At 39.4% G+C, this 15,671-nt stretch carries 16 protein-coding genes and 1 pseudogene; 5 read left to right on the top strand and 12 right to left on the bottom strand.

Going from position 1 to position 15,671, the window contains the following annotated elements; translation table 11 throughout:
- Positions 1 to 542: 542 nt before the first annotated feature.
- Entirely contained in the window at positions 543 to 1,208 is a 666-nt protein-coding gene (locus ABIE66_RS12605; protein WP_057215460.1) for a GntR family transcriptional regulator, read from the top strand.
- Between the two features lie 137 nt (positions 1,209 to 1,345).
- Positions 1,346 to 1,504 carry a topoisomerase C-terminal repeat-containing protein gene (locus ABIE66_RS12600; RefSeq protein WP_370014919.1) on the top strand — a complete coding sequence of 53 codons (159 nt, stop codon included), beginning with the start codon at positions 1,346 to 1,348 and terminating at the stop codon, positions 1,502 to 1,504.
- A 476-nt stretch (positions 1,505 to 1,980) separates the two neighbouring features.
- Here the strand turns inward: ABIE66_RS12600 and ABIE66_RS12595 are convergent, their stop codons facing one another.
- From ABIE66_RS12595 to ABIE66_RS12585, 3 genes are read right to left on the bottom strand one after another with little or no spacing between them, the layout of a single operon-like run.
- Positions 1,981 to 3,117: a zinc-dependent alcohol dehydrogenase gene (locus ABIE66_RS12595; RefSeq protein WP_063575945.1), complete on the bottom strand. Its 1,137-nt coding sequence runs from the start codon at positions 3,115 to 3,117 to the stop codon at positions 1,981 to 1,983.
- Between the two features lie 15 nt (positions 3,118 to 3,132).
- Entirely contained in the window at positions 3,133 to 3,495 is a 363-nt protein-coding gene (locus tag ABIE66_RS12590) for a spore coat protein (protein WP_048682441.1), read from the bottom strand.
- A 12-nt stretch (positions 3,496 to 3,507) separates the two neighbouring features.
- The gene (locus ABIE66_RS12585; RefSeq protein ID WP_048682438.1) at positions 3,508 to 3,723 is read right to left on the bottom strand and encodes a hypothetical protein; all 216 of its coding nucleotides are present in this window, start codon (positions 3,721 to 3,723) and stop codon (positions 3,508 to 3,510) included.
- A gap of 188 nt (positions 3,724 to 3,911) precedes the next feature.
- Here ABIE66_RS12585 and ABIE66_RS12580 point away from each other — a divergent pair, with 188 nt between their 5' ends.
- On the top strand, positions 3,912 to 4,118 hold the full coding sequence (locus tag ABIE66_RS12580) for a hypothetical protein (RefSeq protein WP_095394809.1): 207 nt from the start codon (positions 3,912 to 3,914) through the stop codon (positions 4,116 to 4,118).
- A complete protein-coding gene (locus ABIE66_RS12575; RefSeq protein ID WP_370014918.1) occupies positions 4,115 to 4,414 on the top strand; it encodes a spore coat protein in 300 nt (99 codons plus the stop codon). Before ABIE66_RS12580 ends, ABIE66_RS12575 begins: the two co-directional genes overlap by 4 nt.
- Before the next feature lie 187 nt (positions 4,415 to 4,601).
- On the opposite strand, the gene ABIE66_RS12570 is transcribed toward ABIE66_RS12575, so the two are convergent.
- Entirely contained in the window at positions 4,602 to 5,159 is a 558-nt protein-coding gene (locus tag ABIE66_RS12570; protein ID WP_370014917.1) for an alpha/beta hydrolase family protein, read from the bottom strand.
- Between the two features lie 21 nt (positions 5,160 to 5,180).
- Between ABIE66_RS12570 and ABIE66_RS12565 the strand changes: the two are divergent.
- Positions 5,181 to 5,342, top strand: a pseudogene (locus ABIE66_RS12565) (transposase); the annotation flags it as partial.
- A 237-nt stretch (positions 5,343 to 5,579) separates the two neighbouring features.
- On the opposite strand, the gene ABIE66_RS12560 reads toward ABIE66_RS12565, so the two are convergent.
- From ABIE66_RS12560 to ABIE66_RS12525, 8 genes are all read right to left on the bottom strand, one after another.
- Positions 5,580 to 6,962 carry a sigma-54 interaction domain-containing protein gene (locus ABIE66_RS12560; RefSeq protein WP_370014916.1) on the bottom strand — a complete coding sequence of 461 codons (1,383 nt, stop codon included), beginning with the start codon at positions 6,960 to 6,962 and terminating at the stop codon, positions 5,580 to 5,582.
- A 206-nt stretch (positions 6,963 to 7,168) separates the two neighbouring features.
- Positions 7,169 to 8,944: a sigma 54-interacting transcriptional regulator gene (locus ABIE66_RS12555; RefSeq protein ID WP_370014915.1), complete on the bottom strand. Its 1,776-nt coding sequence runs from the start codon at positions 8,942 to 8,944 to the stop codon at positions 7,169 to 7,171.
- Between the two features lie 409 nt (positions 8,945 to 9,353).
- Entirely contained in the window at positions 9,354 to 10,145 is a 792-nt protein-coding gene (locus ABIE66_RS12550; protein WP_101225175.1) for an enoyl-CoA hydratase/isomerase family protein, read from the bottom strand.
- 21 nt (positions 10,146 to 10,166) lie between these two features.
- A complete protein-coding gene (locus tag ABIE66_RS12545; RefSeq protein WP_101225176.1) occupies positions 10,167 to 10,652 on the bottom strand; it encodes a (2Fe-2S)-binding protein in 486 nt (161 codons plus the stop codon).
- Between the two features lie 4 nt (positions 10,653 to 10,656).
- The gene (locus tag ABIE66_RS12540; RefSeq protein WP_370014914.1) at positions 10,657 to 11,532 is read right to left on the bottom strand and encodes an FAD binding domain-containing protein; all 876 of its coding nucleotides are present in this window, start codon (positions 11,530 to 11,532) and stop codon (positions 10,657 to 10,659) included.
- Positions 11,533 to 11,583: 51 nt separating this feature from the next.
- Positions 11,584 to 14,004, bottom strand: coding sequence for a xanthine dehydrogenase family protein molybdopterin-binding subunit (locus tag ABIE66_RS12535; RefSeq protein WP_370014913.1), 2,421 nt, complete (start codon positions 14,002 to 14,004; stop codon positions 11,584 to 11,586).
- On the bottom strand, positions 13,985 to 14,626 hold the full coding sequence (locus ABIE66_RS12530) for a nucleotidyltransferase family protein (RefSeq protein WP_289324942.1): 642 nt from the start codon (positions 14,624 to 14,626) through the stop codon (positions 13,985 to 13,987). The genes ABIE66_RS12535 and ABIE66_RS12530 overlap by 20 nt, the downstream gene beginning before the upstream one ends.
- Positions 14,613 to 15,671, bottom strand: a complete 1,059-nt coding sequence (locus ABIE66_RS12525) for an XdhC family protein (RefSeq protein ID WP_370014912.1) — start codon at positions 15,669 to 15,671, stop codon at positions 14,613 to 14,615. Before ABIE66_RS12525 ends, ABIE66_RS12530 begins: the two co-directional genes overlap by 14 nt.

Raw genomic sequence — 15,671 nt, 5'->3', positions numbered from 1 at the left:
CAATAAATTTCAATCAAGAAAACTGCAAGCATAAAGCGCTTCCATTTTAAACTTAAGATATTGCCTGCCCATCAATACTCTTTAGTAACTGATTATTGTTGTTTATATAATCCTGCTCAAAAAATAGTATGTAATCATTTCCAAAAATATATCATATAATATACGATTGTGTAAATATTTAAAATTAAAAAGATTCAGTTTTTTTATAAAAACCTTACTAATAAAGGATTTATGACTTTTAATAATATCGACAGATTAATTAATTCATAATAATTCGGATGATTTCATATATAATTTTCACAAAACTCACCGAATATAATATATAATTATCAGTAATGAGGATATATTTTTGTAGCTATCCAGCAAACTATAGAGTCCCCTTATAAACTCTCTATTCTTGATATCAATATGGTTTCGCCTTATCTTATTGATAGGGGCAACAAGCAGAAAGCTACTTCAGTAATAATAATAATTTAAGTTGTTACATCTATATGAAATAACACTCGTTCTCATAGAAATTTTTTTAAGTTAGGGGCATTTCGATGATAAAGGAAAAAGAACGCGGAGAGACAACGGAATATGTCTACAATTTATTAAAAGAAAAGATTTTTGAATGGGATTTATCGCCGGGACAAAAAATCAATATCAGCCACTTAACCCGGGAAATCAACATTAGCGCCATACCTCTCAGAGAAGCATTATCTCGTCTGAACTCTGAGAACTTAGTCATCTTAGAACCAAATAAGGGGTATCGGGTCAGTGACATATTAGATACTGAAAATATGGCGAAAATGTTAGAGGCCCGGATATTACTGGAGACGCATGCGGTCCGGAATATTATCCGCTTAAATAATGTAAGCGTGACGGAAGAAATGGCCGCGCTTACAGATGAAATGTTTTCCACAAACACAGGTGCTTCCAACAAAAAAATACTAGATTTTACTCATTTAGATCAACAATTTCATCATGCCATCATGAACGCTGGAGGAAATCCGTTTTTATTTGAAGCATATAAAGGCATGCACTGTCATCTTCATATAGGCCGGTTTTATCACGTCAAAGGTGAGATCGACCAAAAAGACGCACCATCGGAACATATGGAAATCATTGAGGCCATCCGGACAAGGGATGTATACAGAGCCGAGATTGCGATCTCCAGCCACATACAGGATTCCATAGATCGTTTATTGGAGAGGACAAAAAGATAATACTTGGAAGCTATTGAGGATAATCTTCTTCGGATATCAGTCATCGTAATGGCTTTGATCACATTTCATTTCACTTGGATGCTCGGAATATGCAAGTGGGTGTAAACAGACATTCCCATCTCAAATGCTTAAAGAAAGTGACAGAAAAACATGTGAAAGATTTATGCACCAAGAAGAAAACAAGTGTGATTAAAGGGATGAAACCAAAGGCAAAAGAAAAGAAGCCTTTTGATGCTTCTCTTGTTTTGAAAGATGATGGATCGATTGGATTTGAATTTGCAAAAAACATTTGCTAAATCAAAATAACAAACTAAAACCCCTATCACAATTGATAGGGATTTTACTATGAAAGAGTATATGCCGAATGATTCGCTGAATGAATCCACTTACTGCTATAACCTTTCTGATTTTGTTCTCCAAAGAAAAGAAAAAGTATATGTGAAAAATCCAAACGAAAGAAGTAAAAAATAACGAAAACCCTATAACTAATTTGCCCCTTATAGTTTTTGTAGGTCGTGGGTTTCTGAAAAAAAGATAGCTTAGAGCACAAAAAAAACGATTTTCCCTTAACGTGGGCAAAATCGTCTTTTCTGGTGCTATTTTTGAATAAGGTAAATGTAGCTCTCAAGACAGGGGTGTTCAAAAATATTCTTCTATGCGTATTTCATCCTTACTCCAAATAGTTAAAAAAAGGGTTTGATACCTTCCCTTCTTACACATAGTCCATATCCATAGTTGTAAAATCTATTTTCCCAAATGAAAACAACCATCTTTATGGCTTAAGGACCACTTTAATACATCCATCTGTCCTTGTATCAAATACTTCATACCCATGCTTTGCTTGGTCAATTGGAAGTACATGGGTTACAACATCGCCAGGATCTACTTTTCCTTCTGATATTAGTTTATAAAGGTAGGGCATATAAGGAATAACAGGAGCCTGTCCGGTTTTAATATCCACGTTTCTTTGGAAAATATCTCCTAGGGGGAATCCATTATAACGGCCGCCATAAACGCCTGTTATTTGTATGGTTCCCGCCTTACGCACGGCTTGGGACGCAATTACGATTCCTCCCATGGCTCCCCCATGTAATTTAAGACCCGATGCAAGATATTCCATCGGAGTCATTTTGCCACTCATCCCGGAACAGTCAATAACGATATCTGCACCACCTTTAGTGATTTCTTTAAGGTATTCGCCAGTGTTTTCATATTGTGCAAAATTTACGGTTTCGACTTTATTCGTCCTTTTTGCATGCTCTAAACGATAATCGAGATGGTCGACAGCAATCACTCTTTTCGCCCCTTTAAACCAAGCGAATTTTTGAGTGAGTAGACCTACAGGACCACAGCCTAAAACGATAACCGTATCGCCAGATTTGACACCTGCGTGATCTACACTCCAGAATGCTGTGGATGCTGCATCAGCGAGCAACACCAACTTTTCATCTTCTACCTCGCAGTCTTCTGGGATTTTAAAAGGGGTGAAGTTTCCATAAGGAACACGCATATATTCAGCTTGCCCGCCCGCATACCCACCAGTTGTTTCAGAGTATCCAAAAAAACCACCCATTTCCCCATGAGGATTTGAATTATCGCACTGACTTGTAAGGTCGTGGTCGCAATACCAGCAGCTCCCGCAGCTAACGTTAAAGGGGATAATGACCCGGTCTCCCTTCTTTACCTTAGTTACCCCTGGTCCAACTTCCTCAACAACCCCCATCGGCTCATGACCAATCACATAATCTGTAGGCATATTGGGAATTAATTGATGAATTAAGTGCAAATCGGAGCCGCAAATCGCTGAAGTAGTGACTTTTACAATAATATCATCCGAATTTTTGATGTTAGGGTCTTTAACTTCTTTAACCTGTACATTTTTATTGCCCTGGTAAGTTACGGCTTTCATGATGCTTTTCCTCCTTTATTTATTCGGCGTTGCGAACATGCCGAGTCTGTCAGTATCATTCGGGAAAAGATTCATTCCAGCGATACTAACCGCCATATCGGCTGATTTCAAATCTAATTCCACCTGTTTACCTACATCGTTCGGATAAAGCCAGCCCTTCCTGATCATTAAATCGGATAACTCACCATGTAAGTCAATAGATTGCTCCATTTGCTGGTACAATGCTTTTCTCAATGCGGGATTCGCTGTTTCAGATAATGCAATACCATAAGTATGGATCCCACTTTTAATCGAGAGTAGAAAATCTAACGCGAAAGAGGAATCAGCCATTTCCGGCATATGTTCAGCGCCTTGAGGATCTAAAAAATCCATTTCCATTTATATTTCACCTCATTTTTCATAGTTTGTTCGGGCTTCTTTATAAAAACCCTTTAGCTCGTTTATAGCAGCTATAGATTGTTGTACGTCTTTTTCCATTAATGCTTTTAAGTCATTGTCAAAGCAAATTCCTTGCATTAATTTTGATCTCATTAAACCGATTGTTTTAAAATTTAAAATTTCATGCGTTTCCATGGTTTCATGAAATGCCAAACTTTCATTTTCCATACGTTAACCTCCCTAAATCTATATAACAAAAATACCTTTCCCAGTTCATCTGTTTGTTATACGGAATATTGACCGATAGGTAGTTTTTTACGCAAAATACACGTTACCTTTGCAAATGATGATGTATAAAAACTTTTGTATTACGAAAGATATGTAAGTGAATTCTCAAAGAAATGGAGTGAAAAATCATGACCAAAAATTTAGGACTGCATGAAACTTTAGAGGCGCACGAAATTTTAACTTTCAAGAGTCTTTGTCTAACAAAGTCCTCTACAATGAGCAGTTTAGTGCAGGATACAGAACTACAAAATATTCTATTAAAAGACATGAGCACTGGGACACAAGATATTCAAACACTGCAGGAAATTCTGACAAATCGAGGGGAACAGCAATGACAAATTTTTTGCAAAATATGGCGGGTATGGGTGGCATGACTGATCAGGTGATTGCAACGGACTTCTTAATATCCGCAAAATCAGCAATTAGAAATATTGCATTTGCCATTACAGAAACAAAAACACCTGAATTGAAAGCAGCCTTAAGAGAACAGCTTCGTGTTGCTGTAGAAAGACACGGAGAGATAAGTAACTATATGATTTCAAAAGGTTACTATCATCCACATGATTTAAGTGAACAATTACAAGTTGACATAAATACAGCAAATACAGCCCTAAATCTTCCTCAACAATAAAGTCAACTCATGGATGTGAAAACAGACAGATCACACAGAGGTTCGGGCAAATGGAAAAAAGCAATGAATTTCTCAAACTTGAGATACATTGCTTTTTTTAAGGGTATATTATAGCAAGTTCTTAGTAAACGGGGGAATATCGGTAATGTAGATGATCCAATCAATAAGTTGTTGTGTTTTAATAATTTTACTTCTTTCTTAATAGGGTTAAATCGATTTCTTCATGCCCACTCTCTGCATTTACGAATATATACATAGTTCTTAACCAAATTTTCAACCTGAGCTTTACCGCAATTGTCACAGCGACCACTAACATAATCAGGATAATCTTCGTAGTCAAAATAATTATGGTGTCATATTCCTTTTTTTCCTCTAGAATTTCTTCAGACAAAGTAAAATCGCCCTGTTCAATAGCCCTACGATGATACTCAACACTCAAATCAACTGGAACATGGCGGTCTAACTCATCATGAATTAAAATTTGCTCGACATTCAAAGGCAACAATTCTATCGGTGAAGCTAACCTACAACGTTCAGATACTTCTTGAGCAGCTACGTGACTACTTCCCCCTTTTTCTTCATGGATTTCCCACATCTTCTTCAGATCCGAAACCCCTGCCAAACTTAATACGCTCTGTATAGGTACAAGCAGAGTATTTCCGATCCCCTTCCGTTTGAACTTTGTTAATTCGGGATGCCAGCCAGAGAGCCAAGTGTTTGCCAGGGCCACTATACGATTTTCCAAATCAGAAAGGTGTCCCTGGTATATAAGATCATCCAATCGATTTCCGGTATAGGAGAAAAAATCGCAGCCACGATTATCTCTGAATTTGGTGAAATCGATCGGTTTAATCATCCGAAAAAACTGGTTGCCTTCGCTGGAGTAGATCCAAGTGTTCACTCATCGGGTAAGTTTACGGCAACCATCTTTCTTCATTGTGGATGGCAGGGGTGCAGGGTCAAGGAGGGCAAGTTCCTCAATTAAGAAAGTAGACTAGCAAAGAGTACGCTTATATTAATGAATAAAGAAATATGACTATTTAATTTTTTAGTCATTTACTTCGACATAACACTTTAGGGACTTCAACTAGCTGAGAGTGTACAACGACTATCTTTTCCATCTTAGACCCTGGAGAAGATGAGACTTTCCCCCTTTGAGTAGACGTTATAGACCATGTTTTTTCATTTTGCGGATTAAGGTCGTATGCGAAACGCCCAATACCTTGGCAGCCTTGCGAATACTCCCTTCCCGCTGAATCATGCTCTCGATTAGATTTTTCTCCACAGACTTAAATAAGTTACTTTTGGTATCCTCATTTCTTAAGAGTTTTGATAGACTGACTCCCGTATGTTGTTTTGCAATAGGCAAATCCTTCGGTTCTATTACATCGTTTTTAGTGGTTAGGACAAGTCGCTCTGTAATATTTGACAATTCTCGGATGTTGCCTGGCCAGTGATATGCGCAAAGAATATCCATAGCATCCATCGTAAATGATTTATTCTTATTATATTCCTCATTAAAATTTTGGAGAAAATGGCCGATTAACAAGGGGATATCATCCTTTCGTTCCCTCAATGCTGGAGTCTGGATAGGGATGACATTCAATCGGTAATATAGGTCTTCCCGAAATTCTCCTCTCAGGACCATAGATTCTAAATCCCTATTGGTCGCTGCCACAATTCTTACATTGACCTGAATCACCTTCGTTCCACCGACCCGGGTAAACTGCTGGTCTTGTAGCACACTTAAAAGTTTTGCCTGAAGATATAAGGGGAACTCCCCGATTTCATCCAAAAATAAGGTTCCTTGATCAGCAAGTTCAAATAATCCTGGCTTCCCATCCTTCTTTGCACCGGTGAAGGCACCGGTATCATAGCCAAAGAACTCAGATTCCAAGAGATCCTTAGGGATGGCCCCGCAGTTCACTTTGATGAAGGCTCCGGAATCTTTCCGCTTACTTGTCTCATGAATTTCCCTAGCCAAGACATCTTTTCCTACTCCAGATTCACCCAACAGAAGTACTGTTGAGTCAGTTGGACCGATATGGTGAATAAGGTCGATAATTTCCTTCATTATCCGGTTAGCGGTAATGATTCCCCTTTTGGAATGGTGCTGTCGAAGTGATAAAAGTTCCATATAATATTTTGCTGAAAGCCTCTCTATTTCTTCTACCTTTTTCTTCATAATTATCTGATCGGTTATATCATGGGTGATGGATAACACCCGAATCAAACGGTTTCCTCCATCAAAGATAGGAATTGCAGTAACCAAGACAGTCCTTCCGTTCTGATACTGTTGGAAATCGGTCACCGTTTGTTTTTCCTGAATAGCCCTCAATGTGACAGATTCTTTTTGGAAGATTCCACTTTCCACAATATCCCTTATATTCCGCCCAGCATAAGCTTCGCGAGGTAAACCACTTAATTTAAGCATGGACTGATTGACCAATAGAATTTTCCCTTCCTGATTCATCGCCAAAATTCCATCATGAAAATTCTCCACAATTGTCCGATATAATTCTAAATCAGGTATCCTCGTAAACTCCATGTTCTCCTCCTACGATCCAAATTGTATAGTTATAAACCATTTCCAGTAACGCTTATGTGTCACCTGTTAGCCCTTTCTGAAACGGCTTCTCTATACAGTACAAAAGAAATGTACGACAAGCAGAACAAAACAACGACGAATATGAATCTCAATATATAACCGGATCCAAAACGAACAATAATTAGAATAGTAATGTACATAGTTCTTTAGCGTATCGCATTGAGGGTAACCCCAAACTCTTTCATCTTTTTGAGAACCATTGTATGAGTGACACCTATGGCCTTACCAGCTTTTCGCACTGATCCGTATTTTTTCAGGGCTTGGATTAGTGCTTCCTTTTCCAGATCGACCAGGTTGCCTCCTTCTGCAGGACCGTAACAAGACAGCTTGAGGATTTGCAAGTCTACCTCAGGTTTACCTTCTTGAACCTTCTGTTTATTTTCTATCTCGTTACATTCACTTACTATATTTGGAATATGCTTCAATTTAATGACCTTGGCACGGCAGGTAAGCACTAGTCGTTCCACTATATTGGATAACTCCCGAACATTCCCGGGAAATTTATACATTAACAATTGATCCACAACTTCTTTGGATAAGCGTTTTGAATATTGATGTTTCTCATTAAATTTCTTCAAAAAATAACCAAGTAGCGGAGTAATATCATCCTTTCTTTCCCTTAGTGGCGGAATTGTTATTGGTATGATATTCAACCTATAATAGAGATCTAGCCTAAATGTTCCTTCCTCTACCATTCTTTCCAGGTTTCGATTGGTTGCAGCAATAACCCTTACATTAATTTTGATCGTTTGTGTTCCTCCAACTCGGATAAGTTCCTGTTCCTGAAGAACCCGCAGGAATTTTACCTGCATGTCTAATGGCAACTCTCCGATTTCGTCAAGGAAAAGAGTTCCGTTATTGGCCAATTCAAAAATACCCTGCTTACCTGCCTTTTTTGCCCCTGTAAAAGCACCCTGTTCATATCCGAACAACTCTGCCTCTAATAGATTAGGAGGAATCGCTCCACAGTTTACTTTCACGAATAATCCTTTTTCAAAACGCAAGCTGTTTTCATGTAGCACTTTGCCAATGACCTCTTTCCCAACTCCAGATTCCCCCAGCAATAATATAGTAGAATCGGATGATGCAACATGATAGACAAGATCAAGGACATCTAGCATTTCTTGGCTATAGGCTATCACTTCTCCTGAACTTTTTATATTTTGAATGCGCACCTGTTTGAGCTCGGTTTGGTAGCCCGAAGGTAAATTCTTGGATTCAGCAAGTTGTTCCTGAAGTCTAGTTAAGTCCGAAACGTCCCTGACGTTTGCCAGAACCCGGATCAATTCTCCTTTTTGGTTGCAAACCGGCGTAGCTGTAACCAGAGTATATATTCCAGTATTTTTATACTTCTGAACGTTTGTATAGGATCTTCCTGATTGTAGCGTCTTCATCACCACAGAATCATTCAGAAATAGGCCATTATCCACCATATCGTTCATGTGCGCCCCGACCATTACCTCCTTGTTCAGCAAAGTGATCTGTTCAAACTCTTTATTGATATGCAGAATATAACCTGTCTCATCTGTTATCAATATTCCATCATAAGAATTGTCTATAACGAGCATCAACTGATTTAATTCTTCCTGCAGGCAACGATGAATCTCATTCCATTTGATACTGCCGTAATAAATTCCATCCTTTACAACAGGAATAATTTGGTGGGTGTTGGAACACGGTAAGCCGTAAATCACTTCCGTCCCGTCGACTGAAACACAGTCTTTATCAATGTACTCTTCGACGAATCGGTCTGAATCAGTATTTAGTAAATCCCTTGCATGAATTATTCCTATGAAATTTTGACCCGACAAAACAGGGATCTCATTTAATTGTGAAGACTTCATGTATTCAGCCGCTTTCCAGATAGGATCTGCACTTTGAACGACAGGAACATTTTGTTCAATACGATCTAACCAGTTCATGTATATCACCTTTTTTCATTCTTTTCGAACAGATTAAGGATATTTGGAATTGTTTCTTGTTAAATAGATGTGTAGAAATGAAGCTCTTATATATGAAAACGAATATAAAAATTAACCTAATAAACACCATCGTGAATAATATCAGTAGAGTAAACAACCTCTTAAAACAATAATATTATTACTCTTCAAATAGGTATAACTGTATATCATTCGATAGTTCATTGGTCAACTAAGGATAGAAGATTTTTCTTTTTAATTATTTTAAATATCCAAAGGTGTAAGTCCTTGTAAGGAAGTCAAAAGGAACAAAAAAAGCTTGTAGAGAGAGTAATACCACGCTTTCTCTACAAGCTGGGAAAGAACGGATTCAGGGGTTTCTCAACACCTCAGTTGACTTACTATCCATTATTTACTTTCCTTTAAAAATAGGTTTTCTCTTTTCGACGAACGCATCTACGCCTTCTTTAAAGTCTTCTGTTGTGCGAAGGAGGCCGTAGGCTTTCCCTTCCATTTTCAATCCGACTCCCAGCGGACTTTCTTCAGAAGCGTTCAACACTTCTTTTGCAACACGCTGAGCAAGCGGAGAAAATTGAACAAGCTCCTCAACTAACGAATCCACTGTTTGTTGAAGGTCCCCTTTGGACACAACTTGTGTTAATAGACCCCATTGATACGCTTCATTTGCAGGAATTTTTCTGGCACGCATGATCATGTCCTTTGCTCTTGTTAAGCCCACAATCTTTGCAATTCTCTGTGTACCTCCGCTCCCAGGAATCATTCCTAGGTTCATTTCCGGAAGGGCAAGCAGGGTATCTTCCCGTGCAATCCTGAAATCACAGGCCATCGCAAGTTCTAGGCCTACACCGAACGTATACCCCTGCAGCTGAGCGATGACAGGTTTTGGAGAGCGTTCAGGAGCAGCCACGTTTTCGGCTAAATGGGAAAGCTTTTCTTGATGGGTCGCCATAAATTCTGGGATGCTTCCTCCTGCACTGAAGCATACATCTCCTGCTCCTTTGAGGATAATGACACGCACTTCATCATCTTGATTCAAACCATCAAAAATCTCTGTCAGCTGTTCTCTGCCGAGCATACTGATATAATTCATTTTCTCTGGACGATCGAACACGATTGTTGCCGTTTGTTTTTCTGCATTTTTCTCTACCCGAATATGGTCATACGTTTGCTCTGTTATAGTCATTTGTTATTTCCCCTTTTCTATTTAAGATGAGATCGCTGTTTTTTTATTTACAATGGTTTTCTCGATGGCATTAATGATACCGTCATACCCCGTGCAGCGGCATAAATGGCCAGAAAGCATTTCTTTGATTTCCTTGGTAGAGGGATCTGGCTTTTTTTCAAGATAATCTGTTGTAGACATTAAGATACCTGGTGTACAAAATCCACATTGAAGACCGTGGCATTCGACAAAGTTTTTCTGTAGATCTGTCAACTCACCATTATTTGCTAACCCTTCAACGGTTTTAATTTCGTCCCCATCTATTTGTACAGCAAACATGAGACAACTTCTCACAGCTGTGCCATTTACGTGTACGGTACAAGCACCACAAACACCGTGTTCACATCCAACATGTGTTCCAGTCAGTCCGCATACATCTCGGATAAAATCACTTAACAGCATTCGTGATTCCACTTCTTCTTGATAGACTTTGCCATTAATAGTTACTTCCACTTGATGACGGCCCATTTCTCTACCTCCTTGCCCTTTCATAGGCTTGTGTTAACGTACGCTTCGTTAAAACTTTAGCAAGATGTGTTCGATACTCTGCTGAAGCATGAAGATCTGATTCGGGCTCAACTGCTAATTCTACACTTTCCACTATTTTTCCTAGCAAAGAATCGGACAGTGTTTCCCCTATCATGAAGTCTTCTGCATCCTCTATTAACAAAGGAATAGCCTCAACTCCGCCAAGGGCTAATCTTATGGATGAAATCTTGTCATGATCATCAACTGTCATATAGCAAGAAGCAGCAACTAACGCGAAGTCCCCATGCCTCCTGGCAATTTCCTGAAACGAATACCCTCGTCTACCTCCAATGATTGGAATATTAATCTCCGTTAAGATTTCTGTAGGCATAATATCTGTCGTCAAATAAGTAACAAAGAAATCTTCTGCACCAACGTTTCGAACCTCATCCTTTGATGCAATTTGCACTGAACCGTTCAGTGTTAGCAAGGCAAGCGGGAGCTCGGCACTTGGATCGGCATGAACAATGCTTCCGCCTATAGTTCCCCTATTCCTTGTTTGCACGTGTCCAATTTGGGTAATTGCTTCGGTTAATAGACCGCAGGTATTGGCTACCATTTCAGATTCTTCTACTTTACTTTGTCTTGTTAAAGTTCCTATTTGAAGTAGATTTTGATTTTCATCATTTTTAATATAATCTAGTTCTGATAAACCATTTATATCAATTAAGCACTTGGGTGATGCAAGGCGCATATTCATAATGGGAACTAAGCTTTGCCCACCGGCAATGATCTTTCCATCTTCACCGGCTTCTTCTAAAAGATTCAATGCTTCATTTAGTGTGGTAGGTTTATAGTATTCAAACTTTGGTGGTTTCATATTTCCCCTCCCCTTCGGCAATCCTATTTTTATGAGATTCAGAAAATTTGTTTAAGGAGCTGTCACTTTTTCCTTTGCCTCATTGAGTAACTTCCAAATGCGATTAGGGCTTAATGGTAGTTCATCGATCATAATATCTAAATGGGCTAAGGCATCACTTACGGCATTGGCAATCGCCACCGGTGCACTCATGGTATTCCCTTCACCCAAGCCTTTGGCTCCTAATGGAGTAAGAGGGGATGGAGACTCCGTATGTTTAATCGTTACATTAGGGATTTCTGGAGCAGTTGGGCATAAATAATCCATAAATGACCCCGTTAAGAACTGTCCATTCTTGTCATAAGCTAATTCCTCGTATAAAGCGCCACCAACACCATGAGCCAGACCACCCATGATTTGTCCATCAGCAATCAACGGATTTAAAAGCTTTCCAGCATCATGAACGGTGAAATAATCTATTATTTTCACTTCTGCTGTATCCTGATCAATTTCCACGGTCACCATATCCGCAACAAATCCGTATGTGACAGAGGAATTGATCAGGTCGTTATCATCCGGTGGTTCTGCAGCCTGAGGTGTATAATAATGAGTTTCATAGATTCCTGGTTCCATTCCTTCAGGTAATGCAAGCGGATTCCAATGTGCTAGACCTGCAAGGCGCTTGATAGGAAACTTTTTAGTAGGATTATCCCTTACGTAAATGAAACCCTCTCCCAGCTCGAGCTCAGAGACGTCTACACCAAGTTGAGAGGCAGTAATGTTAAAAAGTTTTTTCCTTACCTTTTGGGCTGCATAATAAATAGCGCTTGAACCTAACGAGGCAAACCGACTTGAATAGCTTCCTGAAGCGATGGACCAAGGACTAGTCGCTGTATCAAGTTCAGCGATTATATTTATTTGTTCCCTTGGTATCCCTAAAACTTCAGATACAATTTGGGCTGCCACAGTTTCGTGTCCTTGACCTGTTGGTGCAGTGCTAATTCTCACGTTTACACTTCCTAAGGGATCCATTGAAACAGTAGCCGCTTCTGATGCCCCTGATTTCGGTAAGGATTTCGCTCTTTCTTCTGGTGTTAAGGCAACCGTGATATATCCCATATTTGATCCGGATGGTTCGACGATACATGCAAGGCCGACGCCTAAAATTTTTCCGTTTTTACGCGCTTCTGCTTGTTTTTTTCTAAAGTTCTCATATTTCCCCGTTAAAAGGGCGAGTTCAAATGAATTCTCATAATCCCCACTGTCGTAAATTCCACCCGAAGCTGTTGTGAATGGAAATTGTTGTTTTTTAATCAGGTTTTTTCTAATCACTTCAGAGTGGTCCAAAGAAAGTTCTTTTGCAATAAGCTGCATAATTCTTTCGAGGGCAAAGTAATGCTCCTGTCCCCCGTAACCACGGATTAACCCGGTAGGTGACTTGTTTGTCATGACTGCAAACGCTTCAATATTTAAATTTGGTATATCGTATGCCCCGGTTGAGTTGGCATGGTTACGGTATAAGCAGGCTGGTTCTGGTGCGCGAATATAAGCACCAACATTATCCATCAATTTCATTCTTAAACCGGTGACCTTGCCATCATTTTTGACGGCGGCTTCAATGTAGGTCACGCGATCTGTTCCGCTCGCACTTGATGAAAGATGTTCCTGTCGATCTTCTATCCATTTAACTGGACAGCCGAGAAGTTTACTTGTGATGGAACAAAGAACGATATATGGGAAAAGCCCTGCCTTTATTCCATAACTTCCCCCAATATCCTTTGGAATGATCAGTCTTAATTTATTGCTGGGGACTTGTAAGGATTGAGCCATGATTGCCTGAATAATAAAGGGTCCATGAAAATTAGCATGAACATTATACTGATTATGAGCAGAATCATAATTTGCAACCACACCATATGTTTCAACAGGGGTAGCCGTATATTTCGGAAACTTGTATTTATGCTTGACGATATGATCTGCTTCTTTAAAGGCTTTGTCTACATCTCCATAATGGAATTGACGATGATTGGCGATATTCGACCCAACATTTTCATGTAAGATCGGTGCATCCTCTTGTACCGTTTTCTCAATATCTACAATGGCTGGTAACTGTTTATAAGAAACTTTAATCTTTTCCATTGCGTCTTCGGCAGTATAACGATCCTTGGCAACTACAATGGCAACAGGTTCTCCAACATACCTCACCTTTTCGATGGCAAGAGGAAAATACTTAACTGGTGCCGTAACCCCAACACTAAATGGTTTTACATGGTCTTTTATGTCTTGACCGGTTACTACTCCCTTTACTCCCTGCATTTTTACCGCTTCGGTTGCGTCTATGGATATTATATAAGCATGAGGATGTGGACTACGTAAAATTGCCGCATAGCCTGTATTTGTTGTGTTACCCAGATCATCAATATAAGTTCCTTGACCGGTTAGTAGCCGTTTGTCCTCCACCCTCGTAGCAGACTTACCTATTACCTTTGTCATGTACAACCCCCCTCTTTTTAATCAATCTTTGATAATCGTCTATTGTGTCAACATCCGGAATAATGTGCTGATTCATTGGTGCATATACAACTTCCCTGCTAAACTTTTGAATGACGGACTTTCCACCACTATCTCCTTCTACCTGTAAAAGATGATGAAACATATCTCGTTTGAATAAAACAGGATGCCCCTTCTCGTTGTTTAAAAAAACCGACTGAACGATGGATGGCCTATTCTTTACTTGGTAGGTTTCAACAATTCTGTTTATTGAGCCTTCATCCATTTCAGGCTGATCGCCTAAAAGAATAACCATGGCCTCTACTTGTTGGGGTAAAGCTTCCAGTCCGACTTTAATCGAAGTAGACATACCTAAATGTGAATCATGATTCTCTACCACTTGTTTTATACCAGGAACAGATACCGCCTCTACCAACCCATTCACTTTTGGATTTATCACAACAACCATCCCATCAAGTACTGAGTGTAAACACGTTTCGATGACATGAAGAACTAGTGTCTTTTGTTGATAGGGCAAAAGCATTTTTGGAGTACCCATTCTGGTTGATAAGCCCGAAGCTAAAATGATCCCCCAGACTTCATGATTCTTATCATTGATAAGCAATCACTCCCCTCTGATCTCTAGAGGTATACAAAAGTTCCTTACCCTTCGTTTGTTTTAAATGCATCGAATTACCACCACGATGAACATTAACCAATTCTGCAGCAATACTGATAGCAATTTCCTCAGGAGTTTTTGCACCAATATCAAGGCCTATAGGACTATAAATACGGTTTAACTGTATTTCATCAATAGTGAAACCGTTCATTATCGGTTGGAGCAACTGGTTTGTTCTAGTTGTTGGTCCTAACACTCCGATATAGGCTACCGATGAATGTAACAACGATTTTAGAACCAATTGGTCTTGAGTAAAATTGTGGCTCATCACAATAGCATAACTATGTTCACTTAATGGAACGGAAGTGGGGTGGTCTCGTTCATAGCATATTAATTCATCGGCTAAGGGAAAATTTCTTTTATTAACAAAGCCCGGTCGGTGATCTAATACATTTACAGTCCAGCCTAAATTTTTAACCGTCTTCACCAATGGAACAGCGTCTGGTCCTGCACCAAATATGTAAAGGGTAGGAACCGGCGTAATATGGTCATAGAAGACTTCACTGTTATCTCTCATCTTGAGATCCATTGGTTCCCCAATTTGTAAATTGGAGTGAACCCATCTCTCACCGATCTTAGATTCTTCTTCATCACGAGTTATGGTTGCTATGATAATGGGCTGACTTGTTGTAAAAGCCTCTCTCATTAACTTGCTTCTTTCATGTTGACCAACAGGATCAAATAGCTCTATAAAAATCTCAATGGCTCCATTACACCCTACACCCAAGCCCCAAATTTGGTCTTCTTCGCCTCTGAAATTGTAATGGATTTTTTTGGGTTTTTCTGTCTGTAAAACTTCTTTTCCATGCTCAAGGACATCACCTTCCACACATCCTCCACTTAACAAGCCTATTAACTCTCCATCTTCAGCAAAAAAACATTTTGCCCCTTCTTTCTGGTAGGTTGAACCTTCGACACGTATGACAGTGGCCAGAATTCCTCTTTTCTTTTCTCTGACACACCTGTCCATCTCATTTATTATGGTAATCAT

The organism is Peribacillus sp. B2I2 (genome assembly GCF_041261685.1).
In the GTDB taxonomy this organism is placed as follows: domain Bacteria; phylum Bacillota; class Bacilli; order Bacillales; family DSM-1321; genus Peribacillus.
The sequence above is the reverse complement of the archived record's forward strand: the minus strand, read 5'-3'. Positions and strand labels throughout refer to the sequence as shown.